The organism is Actinopolymorpha sp. NPDC004070, from assembly GCF_040610475.1.
Lineage (GTDB): Bacteria > Actinomycetota > Actinomycetes > Propionibacteriales > Actinopolymorphaceae > Actinopolymorpha.
On record NZ_JBEXMJ010000001.1, the window covers coordinates 758,545 to 773,127 of the forward strand.

13 protein-coding genes and 2 tRNA genes are annotated in these 14,583 nt (G+C 70.9%); 5 read left to right on the plus strand and 10 right to left on the minus strand.

Features of this window, described 5'->3' with window-relative positions; translation table 11 throughout:
* Positions 1-207 precede the first annotated feature (207 nt).
* A complete protein-coding gene (locus tag ABZV93_RS03485) occupies positions 208-723 on the plus strand; it encodes a DUF664 domain-containing protein (RefSeq protein ID WP_354929618.1) in 516 nt (171 codons plus the stop codon).
* Between the two features lie 286 nt (positions 724-1,009).
* Here ABZV93_RS03485 and ABZV93_RS03490 read toward each other — a convergent pair whose 3' ends face one another.
* The gene (locus tag ABZV93_RS03490) at positions 1,010-1,675 is read right to left on the minus strand and encodes a hypothetical protein (protein WP_354929621.1); all 666 of its coding nucleotides are present in this window, start codon (positions 1,673-1,675) and stop codon (positions 1,010-1,012) included.
* A 175-nt stretch (positions 1,676-1,850) separates the two neighbouring features.
* Here ABZV93_RS03490 and ABZV93_RS03495 point away from each other — a divergent pair, with 175 nt between their 5' ends.
* On the plus strand, positions 1,851-2,237 hold the full coding sequence (locus ABZV93_RS03495) for a VOC family protein (RefSeq protein WP_354929624.1): 387 nt from the start codon (positions 1,851-1,853) through the stop codon (positions 2,235-2,237).
* A 173-nt stretch (positions 2,238-2,410) separates the two neighbouring features.
* On the opposite strand, the gene ABZV93_RS03500 is transcribed toward ABZV93_RS03495, so the two are convergent.
* The gene (locus ABZV93_RS03500) at positions 2,411-3,409 is read right to left on the minus strand and encodes an ATP-dependent DNA ligase (protein WP_354929627.1); all 999 of its coding nucleotides are present in this window, start codon (positions 3,407-3,409) and stop codon (positions 2,411-2,413) included.
* On the opposite strand from ABZV93_RS03500, the gene ABZV93_RS03505 reads away from it, so the two are divergent.
* A complete protein-coding gene (locus ABZV93_RS03505; RefSeq protein WP_354929630.1) occupies positions 3,381-4,700 on the plus strand; it encodes an NAD(P)-binding domain-containing protein in 1,320 nt (439 codons plus the stop codon). The genes ABZV93_RS03500 and ABZV93_RS03505 overlap by 29 nt on opposite strands.
* 125 nt (positions 4,701-4,825) lie before the next feature.
* On the opposite strand, the gene ABZV93_RS03510 is transcribed toward ABZV93_RS03505, so the two are convergent.
* From ABZV93_RS03510 to ABZV93_RS03520, 3 genes are all read right to left on the minus strand, one after another.
* Positions 4,826-4,898 (minus strand) — tRNA-Lys (locus ABZV93_RS03510).
* Entirely contained in the window at positions 4,889-6,511 is a 1,623-nt protein-coding gene (locus tag ABZV93_RS03515) for an NAD(P)/FAD-dependent oxidoreductase (protein ID WP_354929633.1), read from the minus strand. The genes ABZV93_RS03510 and ABZV93_RS03515 overlap by 10 nt, the downstream gene beginning before the upstream one ends.
* A gap of 20 nt (positions 6,512-6,531) precedes the next feature.
* Complete coding sequence (locus ABZV93_RS03520) at positions 6,532-7,170, minus strand: NAD(P)-binding domain-containing protein (protein WP_354929636.1); 639 nt, start codon at positions 7,168-7,170, stop codon at positions 6,532-6,534.
* Between the two features lie 225 nt (positions 7,171-7,395).
* Here ABZV93_RS03520 and ABZV93_RS03525 point away from each other — a divergent pair, with 225 nt between their 5' ends.
* On the plus strand, positions 7,396-7,605 hold the full coding sequence (locus ABZV93_RS03525; RefSeq protein WP_354929639.1) for a type II toxin-antitoxin system HicA family toxin: 210 nt from the start codon (positions 7,396-7,398) through the stop codon (positions 7,603-7,605).
* Positions 7,602-7,997, plus strand: a complete 396-nt coding sequence (locus tag ABZV93_RS03530; protein ID WP_354929642.1) for a hypothetical protein — start codon at positions 7,602-7,604, stop codon at positions 7,995-7,997. The genes ABZV93_RS03525 and ABZV93_RS03530 overlap by 4 nt, the downstream gene beginning before the upstream one ends.
* A 370-nt stretch (positions 7,998-8,367) precedes the next feature.
* Here ABZV93_RS03530 and ABZV93_RS03535 read toward each other — a convergent pair.
* The 5 genes from ABZV93_RS03535 to ABZV93_RS03555 all read right to left on the minus strand — a co-directional run bounded on the left by ABZV93_RS03535 (position 8,368) and on the right by ABZV93_RS03555 (position 14,330).
* A tRNA-His gene (locus ABZV93_RS03535) sits at positions 8,368-8,443 on the minus strand.
* Positions 8,444-8,578: 135 nt separating this feature from the next.
* Entirely contained in the window at positions 8,579-9,211 is a 633-nt protein-coding gene (gene orn, locus ABZV93_RS03540; RefSeq protein WP_354929645.1) for an oligoribonuclease, read from the minus strand.
* Positions 9,212-9,241: 30 nt separating this feature from the next.
* On the minus strand, positions 9,242-11,209 hold the full coding sequence (locus ABZV93_RS03545) for a hypothetical protein (protein ID WP_354929648.1): 1,968 nt from the start codon (positions 11,207-11,209) through the stop codon (positions 9,242-9,244).
* A gap of 75 nt (positions 11,210-11,284) precedes the next feature.
* The gene (locus ABZV93_RS03550) at positions 11,285-12,667 is read right to left on the minus strand and encodes a sigma 54-interacting transcriptional regulator (RefSeq protein WP_354929650.1); all 1,383 of its coding nucleotides are present in this window, start codon (positions 12,665-12,667) and stop codon (positions 11,285-11,287) included.
* A gap of 52 nt (positions 12,668-12,719) precedes the next feature.
* Positions 12,720-14,330 carry a GGDEF domain-containing protein gene (locus ABZV93_RS03555; protein WP_354929653.1) on the minus strand — a complete coding sequence of 537 codons (1,611 nt, stop codon included), beginning with the start codon at positions 14,328-14,330 and terminating at the stop codon, positions 12,720-12,722.
* Positions 14,331-14,583: the final 253 nt, after the last annotated feature.

Sequence of the window (14,583 nt, forward strand, 5' to 3'; positions counted from 1 at the left end):
TAGGGAGATTCTGCGATGCGGGCGGATGCGGTGGTGCCGCACCCCTGCCTGCTGACGGGAACGTCGGAGCCGGGGACGTGTTCTCGACACCCCGGGATCAGCTCGAGGAAAAAGTTCGGCGCACTGTGTCGAGGCGGCCGGCACGGCTCCGACGTCTCGGGCAGCACGGACATCCCGTCCGGTTCCCCTCGTACACAGGAGAAGACGATGACCACTCACCTGTCCGTCACGACCACCGACACGCTGTTGCAGTACTTGGCCGCGCAGCAGCGCCGGATCCTGGGCATCCTCGAAGGACTGTCCGACGACGCCCTCCGCAGGCCGGTCCTGCCGTCGGGCTGGACCTGCGCCGGCATGGTCCACCACCTGATGGTGGGGACGCGGTTCTGGTTCGTCGAGGTGATGACCGGCGTACGCGTCGAGCCGGGCGTCGACGACGACTTCCACGTACCCGCGTCGGTTCCCGCGGTGAGCGTCCTCGACGCGTACCGGCAGGTGACCGCGCAGGCCACCGCGGCTGTCCGTGAGCTGCCGCTGGACACCCCGCCCGCGTGGTGGCCCGAGGGTGTGTTCGGCGACTGGCGCATGGACAACTTCCTCGAGGTGCTGCAGCACGTCCTGGTCGAGACGGCCTGTCACGCCGGGCACCTGGACGCCGCGCGCGAACTCCTCGACGGTCGTACGTGGGACTGGGAGCACGGCCGGCTCGCCGATCCGCGGTGAGCCTCCTCCGACTGTCAGGCTCTCCTTGCGCCCTGCTTTTGCACGGTCCCGCTGCTGTCAATCGTTAATTGACAGTGGCCGGTCTGGTCGTTCGTCGTCTCGCGGCGGGATCCGGTGGCTCGGTCCGCCCGCGAGACGTGAACGGCTCACATGCTGACGCTGCCGGCGTAGTACCAGGCGCCGTAGAAGAGGAGGCAGACGAGAAGTACGAGGAGGATGACGCTCGCCCAGGCCCGGGCAGTGGAGTGGCGCCCCGTCGTACTCATGGCGGTGAGTATGACCTGCGTCACATGTCCGTGGGAAGGGCGCGCCGGTCGACCGGGCCAGGGCGAAGGCCGGAAGCGGACTCGGCGTCCCGCCGCAGGACATCCGGCGCCGCGCACATCGCGCGTCCCTTCCGCGCCGCCTCGTCGTCGGCCTCGGTCCACTCACCGTCGGGCAGGCCGAGCCACTGGCGCAGGCCCCGGCCGTAGGCGGCGAGCATCCTGGCGTGCAGTCGCCCGCGAGCCATGGCGTGCAGCATCAGGTCGACGGTGTCGTCGACGCGGGCGGCCGGGACGGGTTCGAGATGACCGGTGCCGATGCCGGCGTAGAGGACCTGGGCGATGCGGTGGCGAGTGAGCATGCGGGGAGATGCGTAGTGGCGCGATCGGTACAGCCGGTCCTGCACGTCCTCCCGGGTCTCGGCGGGGTGGGCGGCGAGGATGGTGTCCGCGCCGTCGGCGCGTTCACCGCGGCGCACACGGTCCGGCCCGTCGAGCATGGGCGCCAGCAGCTTGTCGTCGACGGGTGCGCGCCAGGTGCCGTCCCCTGAGTAGATCCCGCCGTATGCCGTCTGGCGTACATGCGTGTGGATGGCGTCGACCGCATCCTCCAGTTGCTGGCGCCGCTGCCCGGTGGGTACTTCGTACCCGTCGACCGCCTGTTTGTTGTATCTCCGCTGCTGCCCCACGACTCGATCTTGGCTCGAACAGAGGTTCGATGCGACCGTCGGGGGCGGGGAGGGAGGACGCCGCCGCGGATCTCAGGCGGCAAGTGTCGACATCCGGCCACCGGCTCCGACGTTCGCCATGAGGTGCCCGAACAGCGGCGCCCGACGGCAGGAACGCACGAGGAGGACAAGAGACATGGGCATGCCGGTAGTGCACTTCGAGATCATCGGGGCCGCGCCCGCGACACTGCGCGACTACTACGCCGGACTGTTCGGCTGGGAGTTCAGCACCGGGGACGCGACCACGGAGAAGGTCTCCGAGCCGGGCAACTACCACTTCGTGGACGGCGCCGGCACCGGCGACGGAAACGGCATCAACGGCGGCGTCGGCGGTGGCCGGGACTTCGCACCCCGGGTGCTGTTCTACGTGGGTGTGCCCGACGTCGAGGACGCGCTGCGCAGGGCCGAGAGCCTGGGCGGCAAGAGACTGTTGGGTCCGGAGCCTGAGTCCGGAGGCTTCGCCGTGGGGCAGTTCAGCGACCCCGAGGGCAACATCGTCGGCGTGGCCGGGCCGCTGGGCTGACGTCGAATCCGAGGCACACGTGTGTCGCGGCAATTCGGTGGAGGCGACCGCGCACATCCACAACGGGCACAAAGTACGCCCGCGCGTACGTCACTGTCCCAGGTCAGTCGGCACATCGGCTGGGGCGAGGTTCTCGGGGTCCCCCTGCTGGCGCTTCCGCCGGACTGCCGAGTTCAGCCATCCGCATCGTTGTCGAGGTCTGTCGGAACGTCCACTGGACGCAACTCCGCTCGAATCCGCAGCATGCGAACGGCGTGGCGCCAGCGCCGTCCCGCGTCGGTGGCGGTGTCGGCGTGGATCTCCACCACGACCAGCGGGACGACCTGCACGTAGTCGGTCGGAGCGGATCGCCAGGTCACGGTGAGCCGTGCCGGCCAGGGGTGGGCGTCGTTCGGGACGGCCAGCTGCGGGGCGACAGCGCCGGCCTGGGCGTCGGTCAGCCGGGTCGTCCGCCCGGCGTAGTGGAGTACACCGGAGTCGGAGGCGTACCGTCCCAGCAGCAATGTCTCCGGGCGCCGCAGGCTGCCGGTCACCCCGCCGACTATGGCCTCGGTGGTCTGCCGGGCCTTGTACTTCAGCCACTCCCGCGCGCCCGGCACGTAGAGGCCGTCCGCGGGCTTGATCACCAGCCCTTCGACCCCGGCGACGGCCATCGTGTCGAACCATTCCTGCGCGACGGCCGGGTCGGACGTGTGCATCGCGAGTGTGAGCGGCGACCTGGCCGGAACCCGCCCGAACAGCCGCTCCAGAACTGTACGGCGCTCCCAGAGCGGGCGACGGCGAAGATCACCGTCCCGGGCCGTTTCCAGTACGTCGAACACCACCAGATGGCACGCCTGTGCTGTGGCGAGCCCGGCGGCCTGACGGCGTCCGGCGTAGCGGTGCTGAAGTGCCGCGAAGTCGAGCCGGCCCTCGCGCCAGCAGACGATCTCCCCGTCCACGACGGTTCCGGCGGGCAGGTGGGCGTACAACGCGCCGACGAGCTCCGGGAACGCCCGGCCCAGGGGAGTGCCGCGGCGGGAATGGACCGACACCGACGAGTCGTCCCCAATTGTGGCCAGCGCACGGTACCCGTCGAACTTCGGTTCGTAACGCCATCCGCCTGGCCGTGGTGGAGGTAACCGCTCGATGCTCTTGGCGAGCATGGGCTCGATCGGCCCGGTGGTACGCACGACGGGGACCTCGGGTGATGCCTGGCTTCGATCCCACGCTACGAGCCCACGTGTCGATCAGCGGCGCGGGTGCCACGGGACGACCAGCGCAGCTGGTGACGGGCCCACGCGAGATAGCGTGGAAGGAGCCCAGCCTTCGGGGGAATCCATGCCGAAGCGGACAGATCTGCTGGTCATCGGTGCAGGGCCCTACGCCTACTCGGCTGCCGCCCATGCGCGCTTCAACGGAATCGAAACTCACATCGTCGGCCGTTCGATGGCGTTCTGGCAGGACCAGATGCCGGACGAGATGTTCCTGCGGTCGGGTCCCGACTGGCACCTCGACGCGGACGGAAACTACACCTTCGAGGCCTTCTTCGAGGACCGGAAGATGCGGCCCGAGGACTTCGACCCGATACCGATCGCCGTCTTCATCGGATACGCCGAGTGGTTCCGCCAGCGCACGTCGCTCGAAGTCGACGAACGGCTGGCCACCGACCTCACCAAACCGAACGGAGCCTTCGTCGCGACCCTCGACGACGGCTCGACGATTTCGGCGGAGAAGGTCGTAGCCGTCCCGGGCGTCTCCTACTTCGCCCACTTCCCGCAGTGGCACACGAAGGTGCCGCCGGAGCTCCGATCACACACGAGCGAGCTTGTCAGCTTCGACAGTCTCGCCGGTGCCCGCGTCGTCATCATCGGTGGGCGGCAGAGCGCGTACGAGTGGGCGGCGTTGCTGGCAGACCACGGGGCCGAGCAGGTGCACGTCGTACATCGGCATCCCACTCCTCAGTTCGCCAAGGTCAGTTGGGCCTTTGTGAACCCGTATATCGAGCAAACGCTGGCGCAACGAGGATGGTGGCGGCGGCTGCCCGCGGAGGAACGACAGCGGATCAGCGGCGAATTCTGGCGGGTGGGCCGCCTCACCCTCGAGCCCTGGCTGGTCCCACGACTGGCCACGGGCGCCGTCACGAGCCATCCCAACTCCGCGGTTGTCGACCTGACACCCGAGGATCAAGCTGTACGACTGCGGCTCTCGGACCAGACGACGCTGACGGCCGACCATGTGATCTTCGCCTGCGGCTACAAAGCGGACCTCTCCCGGATTCCCTACCTTCGCAGCGTCTCGGACCAGGTGAGCACCACCGACGGCTTCCCCGACCTGACCGAAGGTTTCGAGACATCGTTGCCGGGCCTGCACGTGATCGGGTTCGCCTCGACCCGTGACTTCGGACCCTTCTACGGATTCACCAAGGGCTGCCCGTCGTCCGCGCGTATTGCGGTGGACGAACTGATGCGCCGCACCGCCTGACCGGCCAGGGAGTACGGACCGTCTGGGCCCGGTTCGGCCAGTCCGGGATCACATTGGCCCCGGGAAAGTAGAGGGCCCTCCCCGCTGTGGGGCGGAAAGGGCCTCTGACCTGCTGTTTCCTGCTGTGCGCCGCCAGGGACTCGAACCCCGAACCCGCTGATTAAGAGTCAGCTGCTCTGCCAGTTGAGCTAGCGGCGCGTGGCATCGGAGATGTTAGCAGTGTGGGTCTTGGCGGGCGAATTGCGGGTTCGGTCCCAGCGCTGCAGGACCGCCTGGGCGGCGTTGTGGCCGCCGATCCCGCTGACCGCGCCGCCACGCCGCGCGCCGCTGCCGCAGACCAGGAGATTCGGTACGTCCGTCTCGACTCCCCACGTACCTTCCTCCTCGGCCGTTTCCGCCCACGGCCAGGCGAGGTCCCCGTGGAAGATGTGCCCGCCCGGCATGCCGACCGATGCCTCGACGTCCAGCGGCGTCTTCGCCTCCACGCAGGGACGTCCGTCCCGGTCGGTGGCCAGGCAGTCCTCGATCGGCTCGGCGAGGTGGGCGTTCAGGCCGGCCAGGTAGGCGGCCGCGGCCTCGTCCCGTAGCGCGGCGTGCTCCGCCTCGCTACCGCCGAACAGCCGGGCCGGCGCGTGCAGGCCGAACAGCGTGAGCGTGTGCCAGCCCCGCCCGGCGAGCTCGGGCGCCAGGATCGTCGGGTCGGTGAGGGTGTGGCAGTAGATCTCACCCGGCGGGCGGGTGGGCAGCCGGCCGCCGGCGGCCTCGTCGTACGCCTGCTGCAGTTCGGCGTACCCCTCGTCGATGTGGAACGTCCCGGCGTACGCCTGCCGCGGGTCGGCGCCCGAGCGCAGCCTCGGCAGCCGGGTGAGCAGCAGGTTGAGCTTGAGCTGGGCGCCCTCGGGCACCTCGGCGGGCGTACGCCCGCGCAGCCGGTCCAGTGTGGCGGGCGCGCACCCGGCCAGGACGTACGAGGCGGCGACGGCCTTCTCGCCGCCGTCGCGGTCGGTGAAGCTCACCCGCGCCGCCGTGCCGTCGGCCTCGACGGAGTGGACCTCCGCACCGGTACGCAGCGTAGCGCCCGCCTGCCGGGCCGCCGACGCGAGCGCGCCGGACACCGCGCCCATCCCGCCCACCGGTACGCGCCACTCCCCGGTGCCGTTGCCGATCAGGTGGTAGAGGAAGCAGCGGTTCTGCCGCAGCGACTCGTCGTGCGCATGGGTGAACGTCCCGATCACGCCGTCGGTGAGGACGACACCGCGTACGAGATCGTCGGCGAAGGTCTGCTCGACGACCTCACCGAGCGGGCGGTTCACGAACCGGTCCCACGCCTGCGCTCCGAGCCGGTCCCGCACCTCGGCGGCCGGCCGCAGCGGCTCCAGCAGCGTCGGGGCCAACGCCTCGGCCACGTCCTCCAGCTCGCCGTAGAACGCCCGCCACGCGGCGTACTCCCGGTCCGACCGGGTGAGCGACCGGAACGACTCCTCGGTCGCCGGTCCGGGCTCACGCTCCACCAGCAGGCCGGTGGGGGTGCCGTCGCGGACCACCGGGGTGTACGACGCGACCGGGCGCGACCGTAGGTCGAGCCGCAGGTCCAGGTCGGCGACGATCCGGTCGGGGAGCAGGCTCACGAGGTAGGAGTACCTCGACAGCCGGGCGTCCTGGCCTGCGAACGGCCGCTCGCTCACCGCGGCGCCGCCGACGTGGTCCAGCCGCTCCAGGACGATCACCGACAGTCCGGCGCGGGCGAGGTAGGCCGCCGCGACCAGGGCGTTGTGGCCGCCTCCGACGACGGCGACGTCGTACGAGTCCATGCCCGGAAGACTAGGCGGTGTCAGGAAACGATCTTGACCGCGCTGCCGAACCCGGTGCCCATGGTGAACTGCAGGGTGATGTGCAGCAGGCCCAGCCCCTCCAGCTGGCGAGCCCGGTGCAGCGGACCGACGTCCAGCGGCCGCATGTCGCCCATCTCGACCAGGCGGGCGATCGTCGCCTTGGCGTCGGCGTCGTCCCCGGCGATCAGTACGTCCAGCGGCATGCCGCCGGCCCGGCCGGTCAGCAGCGTGCCGGCGAACGTGGTGTTGAACGCCTTGATCACCTTCGTGCCCTCAGGGGCGAGCTTCGCGATCTCCTCCGCGGCCGAGGTGCCCGGCGGCACACTCAGTCCGTCGTAGGCGGCGTTCACGGGGTTGGTGACGTCGACGAGGATCCGCCCGGGAAGCTGGTCGGCGTAGGTCCGGACCATCCGGGCGGCCCCGACGTACGGAACGGCGAGGATCACCACGTCACCCATCAGCTTGTCACCGACGGCTCCGGCGGAGGCGCGGCCGTCGCTGGCGCTGCGGAGCTCGTCGACCAGGGTGGCCGCGTGTCCGGCGTCCCGGTCCAGGATGTGCACCTCGTGGGCGCCCGCGAGGAGCCTGGTGGCGATACCGCGGCTCATGGTGCCCGCGCCGAGGATGGTGACCTGCACTGTGCGCCTCCCGTCCGGCTGAGCTGGCTGCGCCCTCGCCGTACGGATACCCCGCCCGCCGTCCCCCAGAACGGCCGAGCCCACAACGCCGGCTAGCGATGGGAAATGACCGAGTGAGCCGCGGCCCGCGCGGCCTTGCCTCTTCGATTGCGGTTGCCGCACGACCCGGCTAGATACACCTCTAGCCGGGTTTACCTGTCGATCAAGGGGGATAGAGATACCCTCATGCCGAAGGGGATGAAGCTCCGTGACCTCGAGCGGGCCATGCGCAAACAGGACTGTGAGATCGTCCCGAGCCGTGGACCGCACACCAAGTGGGTCTGCCCGTGCGGCCGGCACACCGCCAACATCCCCCGCCACATCGAGGTCAGCCCCGGAGTCGTCGGAGACACCATCAAGCGGATGACCTGCCTACCGGAGGGGTGGCTGCAGTGACGACATACAACGTACGCGCCGTGCGGTGGGAGCGCGGCTGGGAATTGCACATCGAAGGCGTGGGGGTCACACAGTCTCACGGACTCGGAGACGCCGAAGGCATGGTTCGCGACTACCTCCACCTGGAGTACGGGCAGCAGGTCGCCGACAGCGCCAACATCGTCATCGCCCCCGAAGTGAGCGACGACCTGGACAAGGAAACGGCCGACGTTCGGCGGCGAGCCGAGGACCTTCGCCGGGCGGGCCGCGAACTGGCCAGCGCGTCGCGGATTCTGGTCCGCAGGCTCAAAAGATTAGGGCTGACGGGTACAGACATTGCCAAGATCCTTGACGTGTCTCCCCAGCGGGTGTCGCAACTGCTCCGCGACCAGCCCGATCGCAAGGCGTCCTGACGCGGGACGCAGGGCAGCCGCTCAGTTGTTCAGGCGCGCTCCGGCGGAACAGGTCCCCTGGCCGGGCAGCCGGACGGGGCGTGATCGCCCGAGCAGGCGTTCACGCCCGTCCGCTTGGTGAGGGCCGGCTCACCGGCTGCGGGCAAAGGCTCGCATCAGACGACGGCGCTGGTGGCGGTCCCACGCCTGCCGGAAGAGGCCGGGGACCCGGTGGTGGTGATGGTGGTGAAGCATTCTGCGCCCCCTTCGTTCCGGGGTATTCATAGCCGCCACCAGTCATCAGGACGTGAAAGTCCAGGTCAGGTGCCGCAGACGCAGGAACGAGAGAGGGCCGCTGCCCGCGCGAGGCGGGGCAGCGGCCCTACGAGGATGGGGTGAGTGACGGGACTTGAACCCGCGACACCTGGGATCACAACCCAGTGCTCTACCAGCTGAGCTACACCCACCACGCCACAGGGAGACTATCCGGACGGAGTGGTCCCCCTACGAACGACAGCCGCGAATTCCTCCGCGGCGCCACGAGTATAGCGATCCGGTCAGCGGGCCCTGCACCGAGATCCGGTCACCGATCAGGTCACCGATCAGGACACCGCGTCGGTGGCCGGCCCGGACTGGGTCGGGTGGCCGAGGATCCCGTCCGCGATCGCCTTCGCGGTGGCGGTGTCCGGCCCCGGCTGCGGCACGAACACCGCGGCGCGGTAGTAGCGCAGCTCGTCGATCGACTCGCGGATGTCGGCGAGAGCCCGGTGGTTGCCGACCTTGCCGGGGCTGGCGAAGTAGGCCCGGGGATACCAGCGGCGGGCGAGTTCCTTGATCGAGGAGACGTCCACGATGCGGTAGTGCAGGTGCTGCTCCAGCGTGGGCATGTCGCGGGCGAGGAACGCCCGGTCGGTGGCCACGGTGTTGCCGGCCAGCGGGGCCTTGTTGGCCTCGGGCGCGTAGGTGCGGACGTACGACAGAACCCGCTCCTCGGCCTCGGCGAGGGACACCCCCTGGGCGAGCTCGTTCAGCAGCCCCGAGGACGTGTGCATGGTGCGCACCACGTCCCGCATCTGGTCCAGTGCCGGCTGGGGCGGTTTGATCACCAGGTCGACCCCGTCGCCGAGGACGTTGAGCTGCCCGTCGGTGACGAGCGCGGCCACCTCGATGAGTGCGTCGGCTCCGAGGTCGAGCCCTGTCATCTCACAGTCGATCCACACCAAGCGGTCGTACATGACTGTCAAGCCTAGGCGGTCCCGCCGCGGTCACGCCGACCGGCGGAAGCCTCGCCGGGCCCGGAGGTAGTCGGCCACCACGAAATCGCCCAACCTGTCCAGATCGGGCGTGAAAACCCGGCCGCCGTTGCGCCGGGCCACCGCGTCCATGAACCGCGCGAGCCCCTCGTCCTCGCCGAGCATGAACAGGTTGAGGGTCGCGCCGTACCTCGTCAGCGCGTCCACCTCGGTGATCGTCGCCCGCAGCGTCTCGCGCGTGGTCGGCCAGGAGAAGAACGGCTCCCCGTCCGGCTCCAGGTGGGCGGTCGGCTCGCCGTCGGTGACCACGAGGATCACCGGTTCGGCGTCGGGGTGGCGGCGCACGTGCCGGCCGGCCAGCATCAGCGCGTGCTGGAGGTTGGTGCCCTGGATCCAGTCCGGTTCGATCTCGGCGAGCTGGACGGGGGAGAGGCGGCGGGCCACCCGGTCGAAGCCGATGATCTCCAGCGCGTCCTGGCGGAACCGCGTGGCGACCAGGTGCGACAGGGCCAGCGCGGTCTGTTTCATCGGGCCCCAGCGGCCCTCCTGGATCATGGAGTACGACAGGTCGACGCACAGCGCGACGGCCGCGGAGGACCGGCGTTCGGTCTCGGCGATCTCGAAGTCCTCCACCGACAGCGACAGCGGCGGGCGGCGGCGTTCGGCGGCCGAGCGCAGCACGGCGTTGTGGACGGTGCGGGTGGCGTCGATGGGGTGCTCGTCGCCGAACCTCCACTCCCGGCTGGCGCCGGTCGGCTCGTCCGCCGCACCCGTGCGGTGGTCGTCGTGGTCGCCGCGCCCGCTGGTGGACAGCTCCTGGAACACCCGCCGCAGCGCCGTCTCGCCCAGCCGGCGCAGCGCCTTCGGGGTGAGCCGCAGCCCGTCTGCGCCGCGGGAGACGTAGCCCTGGCGTTCGAGTTCGCGTTCCAGCTCCCGGAGCGCGCGGATGTCGACCGCGGCCTCCGGCCCGAGCTGGCGTTCCAGCGCCTCGACGTCCACGTCGTCCAGGGTGGCGCCGGGGTGTTCCTGGCCGAGCTGTTCGGTCAGGGCCTCCAGGTCGGCCAGGTCGGCCAGCGCCTCGACGGCCTCGCCGTAGCCGAGTGGCTGCTGCCCGCGCATCTGGGCGCGGGACTGCCAGTCCAGTCCGGGCCGAAGCGCGTGCAGGTTGTCGCGCAGCTGGCCGAGCTGGCTGGCGAGGTCGGGGTCGCCGAGCGCCTGGCTCATCAGCTGGGCCAGCTCGTCGCGTTGCTGCGGTGACAGCGACCGCATCAGGCGCTCGGCGGCAGCGGCGCGCCGGGCCAGCAGGTCGATCAGCTCGTCGGTGTCCGAGGGGTTCTCGGGGAAGAACTCACCGTGCCGCTGCATGAACTCGGCGAACCGGTCGGTGGTGTCCTCGCCGCGGGAGTGCGCGGCCAGCAGCTGGTTGAGGTCGGCGAGCATGTCGCGGACTGCCTGGCTGGCGGCCGGATCCTGCCCGGACAGCGCCTGCTTCATCCCGGCGAACTGCGCGTCCAGGATGTCCCGGCGAAGCATCTGCTGGATCTGGTCGTACGTCTGCCGGCCTTCTTCGGACTGCCATTCGTACGCCGAGAGCTCGCGGACGGCGCGCGCCACGTCGTCGGGGAGGGTGTCCAGCTCCATCTCCCGCATCCGCGCGTCGTCGCCGGGGTCACGGGCCAGGGTGTCCTTCTCCGCGGCCAGCGCCTGGTCGAGCATCTGGCGTACGCGGTCCAGCGTGCCGGCCAGGTTGCCGCGCCGGCGCGCCTCCTGCCGGCGCCGCCGGGCCGCCGCGTGCAGGTCGTTCAGCCCGCGCCGGCCCTGCGTGCCCTGCCGCAGCAGGTCCCGCAGCGCCTCCCGCAGGCTGCCGCCGGCGAGGACGTCGCGGCCGAGCTGGTCCAGCGCCTCGCGGACGTCGTACGGCGAGGCCAGCGGGTCCGGGCCGTTGTCCCACGGCCCGTAGCGGAACTTCCGTGCGCTCACCGCGCCGCCCTTCTCGAGTGCCTGTGCCGAACGGAGTCGAACGGATCGAACGGATCGAACGGATCGAGCGGTCCGTCAGGCGCCGTAGTAGGTCACCCCGTCCACGGTCTCCTTCGCCAGCCGCCGGGTGAGGTGCAGGCCTTCCAGCACGAACTCCACCGCCGAGGCCACCTCGCCGGGCGCCGGCGCGTCACCGAGGTCGAGCCGCTCCAGGACCTTCGCCAGGCCGGGGATGGTGCCGAGCTGGTCGAGCAGCTCGTCGCCGCGGGTGAGCTCGCCGGTCTCCACCGTCGTGCCCTCGGCGAACCGGTTGCTGAACCCGCCGAGGTCGAGGCCGCGCAGCCGGTCGCGGAACGTCTCCGCCAGCGCCACCCGCAGCTGGTGGCCGAAGATCTCCTGCTCGCGGCCCTCCTCGCCCATCTCGAACTCCACCTTGCCGTGGAGAGTGGGCAGGACGCCGGGGACGTCGCACACCCGCGCCACCGGGTCCGGCTCGCCGGTCAGCGCGGACCGCCGCAGCGCGGAGGCGCCGACGGTCTCCGCGGCGGTGATCGCGAACCGGGCGGACACACCGGACCGCTGGTCGATGGAGGGCGACTCGCGCAGGCCGCGGGTCAGCCGGGCCACCGCCTCGAGCAGGAAGTCCGGCACCGGCGCGGCCAGCTCCGCCTCCTGGCGGATCAGGACCAGCTCCTCCCGGACCTCCAGCGGGTAGTGCGTACGGATCTCGGCACCGAACCGGTCCTTCAGCGGGGTGATGATCCGGCCGCGGTTGGTGTAGTCCTCGGGGTTGGCCGAGGCGACCAGCAGCACGTCCAGCGGCAGCCGCAGGAGGTACCCGCGCACCTGGATGTCGCGTTCCTCCAGCACGTTGAACAACGCCACCTGGATGCGTTCGGCCAGGTCAGGAAGCTCGTTGAGGGCGAAGATGCCGCGGTTGGTGCGGGGGACCAGGCCGTAGTGGATGGTCTCGGGGTCACCGAGCGTGCGGCCCTCGGCGACCTTCACCGGGTCCACGTCGCCCACCAGGTCGCCGACGCTGGTGTCGGGGGTGGCGAGCTTCTCGCCGTACCTCTCCTCCCGATGCTTCCACGCCACCGGCAGCTCGTCGCCGAGCTCGTCGGCCAGCCGCCGGCACCGGGTGCAGGTGGGGGCGTACGGGTGGTCGTTGATCTCACAGCCCTCGACCACCGGGGTCCACTCGTCGAGCAGGCCGACGAGGGTGCGCATCAGGCGGGTCTTGCCCTGGCCGCGTTCACCGAGCAGGACGAGGTCGTGGCCGGCGAGCAGGGCGCGCTCGACCTGCGGGAGGACCGTGTCGTCGAAGCCCACGATGCCGGGAAACGCCGGGGTGCCGGAGCGGAGCGCGGCGACGAGGTTGGTGCGGAGTTCTTCCTTGACGCTGCGGTGCTGGTGCGGTGTGGCGCGCAGGGCGCCGAGTGTGGTGGGTCGGGTCACGCACTCGACCGTACGCCTGGAGCCCAAGTTTCGCGCAAGCCCCGCCGCGGACCTACAGATCGCCGGCGAGCGGGCTCACGCGGACCTCGACGCGGTTCTTGCCCTGCCGCTTGGCCCGCAGCAGCGCCTCGTCGGCGGCGGCCAGCAGCTGGGTGCGGGTGGCGCCGTGCCACGACTGCGCGAGGCCCGCGGTGATCCGGATCCGGCGGTCGTGCGGCAGGCAGTTCCACACGCGTTCCTCGATCCGCCGGCGGAGCGTGTCCACCACGTCGAACGCCTCCTCCGCGCTCCGGCTCGGCAGCACGATCACGAACTCCTCCCCGCCGAACCTGGCCACCGCGTCGTCGGGGGAGAGCGCCGCGCGCATCTCCTGCGCCAGTTCGCGCAGCAGGTCGTCGCCCACCAGGTGTGACAACTCGTCGTTGACACTCTTGAAGTCGTCCACGTCGACGAACGCGACCGCGAGCGGGTGACCGGTCGCCGCGGACTCCACCAGCAGTTCGGGCAGCCGGATCTCGATCAGCCGCCGGTTGCCGAGCCCGGTCAGCGGGTCGGTGAGGTAGGCCGCGGCCCGGCGGCGCAGTTCGTCGCGCAACCGCTCCGCGGACAGCCGCTCGTCGAAGGATGTCACCCGGGCCCGGCGTTCGTTCCATCGGTCGCGGACCAGGCGGGACGTCAGCCGGGCGTACGCCTGGCCGGTGTGTTCGGGGCCGTGCACGCGGCGCAGCAGTTCGGCGTACTCCCAGTAGGCGCGTACGGCGACGACGTTCAGCCGGGGCAGCGCGTCGCCGACGGCGCAGGCCTGCGCGGCGCACTCCAGTGCCAGGTCGGTCTCACCCTCGTTGGCGTGCGCACGGGCCAGGCCGAGATGGCCGACGATGGTGGGCTCCTGGCGCTCGGTCGCGGCGACGGCATCCAGGTGGGCGCGCAGCTCCGGGACCACCTCGGCACCCGCGCCGAGCATCGCCCGCGCCGCGCCTGCCTGCACGACCACCTCGCGGGGCCAGTACGACCGGTCGATCGCGTCCACTCCCGACGGCGCCGCCTCGAACGCGGCCAGCGTCGCGCGGTAGTGCGCGCGGGCGGCGTCGGCCTCGCCGATGAGCTCCAGCTCGCACGCCCAGTTGAGTTCCAGCCAGCCGCTGTTGTAGGCGTACAGGGTCGCCAGCATGGCGTCGGACAACGCGGTGGACACCTCGCGCAGCCGCTCAAGCCAGGTGACGGCCAGCTCGTAGAGGTCCAGGCGGGCCAGGGCGAGCACGGCCGCGTTGATGGCGTGGCCGATCGCGTAGCCGGGCTCGGCGATCTCCTCCAGCAGCACCACCGCGCGGGCGAGCTCGTCGTAGGCCGGCTCGAACCGGCTGCGCAGCAACAGCGCCATGCCGCGCAGTGCGTGCCCGAACGCTTCCCAGGTCCGGTCGTCGAACGGCTCGGCCAGCCGGATCATCTCCGTGGCCGCGGCGTCGGCGAGGTCGAGCTCGCCGAGTTCGTGGTGGGCGGCGAAGCGGACGAACCGCAGCCACTGCGCACGTTCGTGCGCGTGCCTGCGCCGGGCGTCACCCAGCAGGTCGTCCAGCTCGGCCAGCACCTCGCGGGCGGACCCGGACTGCGCGCGGATCAGCAGGCCGGTCACGTCGGCGAGCTCGGGCGGGCGAGCGCGCATCTGCCGGGCCCCGAGGTGGGCACCACCAGCCGCGGCGCCCGAGGGGCCATCCGGTCGGGCAGCCGATTCGCCGCCGTCCCACGCGGCATGGCGGTGGTGTGAGTGGTTCATCTGTGCGTCCCCGTCCCGCAGCCGCTCCGGCCGGTCCGGAACGTCAACGACGAGACGGTCGGGATGGTCACGGTCCCTCCGCGGAGAATGTCCGGCACCGCTCCTTGCTGCGATGGCCGGTGGCGGCCAATTGGGGGTACGA

Coding starts and splice junctions, on each gene's coding strand:
- ABZV93_RS03485 (WP_354929618.1), top strand. CDS start 208: ATGACCACTCACCTGTCCGTCACGACCACCGACACGCTGTTGCAGTAC.
- ABZV93_RS03495 (WP_354929624.1), top strand. CDS start 1,851: ATGGGCATGCCGGTAGTGCACTTCGAGATCATCGGGGCCGCGCCCGCG.
- ABZV93_RS03505 (WP_354929630.1), top strand. CDS start 3,381: ATGGGCTCGATCGGCCCGGTGGTACGCACGACGGGGACCTCGGGTGAT.
- ABZV93_RS03515 (WP_354929633.1), bottom strand. CDS start 6,511: ATGGACTCGTACGACGTCGCCGTCGTCGGAGGCGGCCACAACGCCCTG.
- ABZV93_RS03525 (WP_354929639.1), top strand. CDS start 7,396: ATGCCGAAGGGGATGAAGCTCCGTGACCTCGAGCGGGCCATGCGCAAA.
- orn (WP_354929645.1), bottom strand. CDS start 9,211: ATGTACGACCGCTTGGTGTGGATCGACTGTGAGATGACAGGGCTCGAC.
- ABZV93_RS03555 (WP_354929653.1), bottom strand. CDS start 14,330: ATGCGCGCTCGCCCGCCCGAGCTCGCCGACGTGACCGGCCTGCTGATC.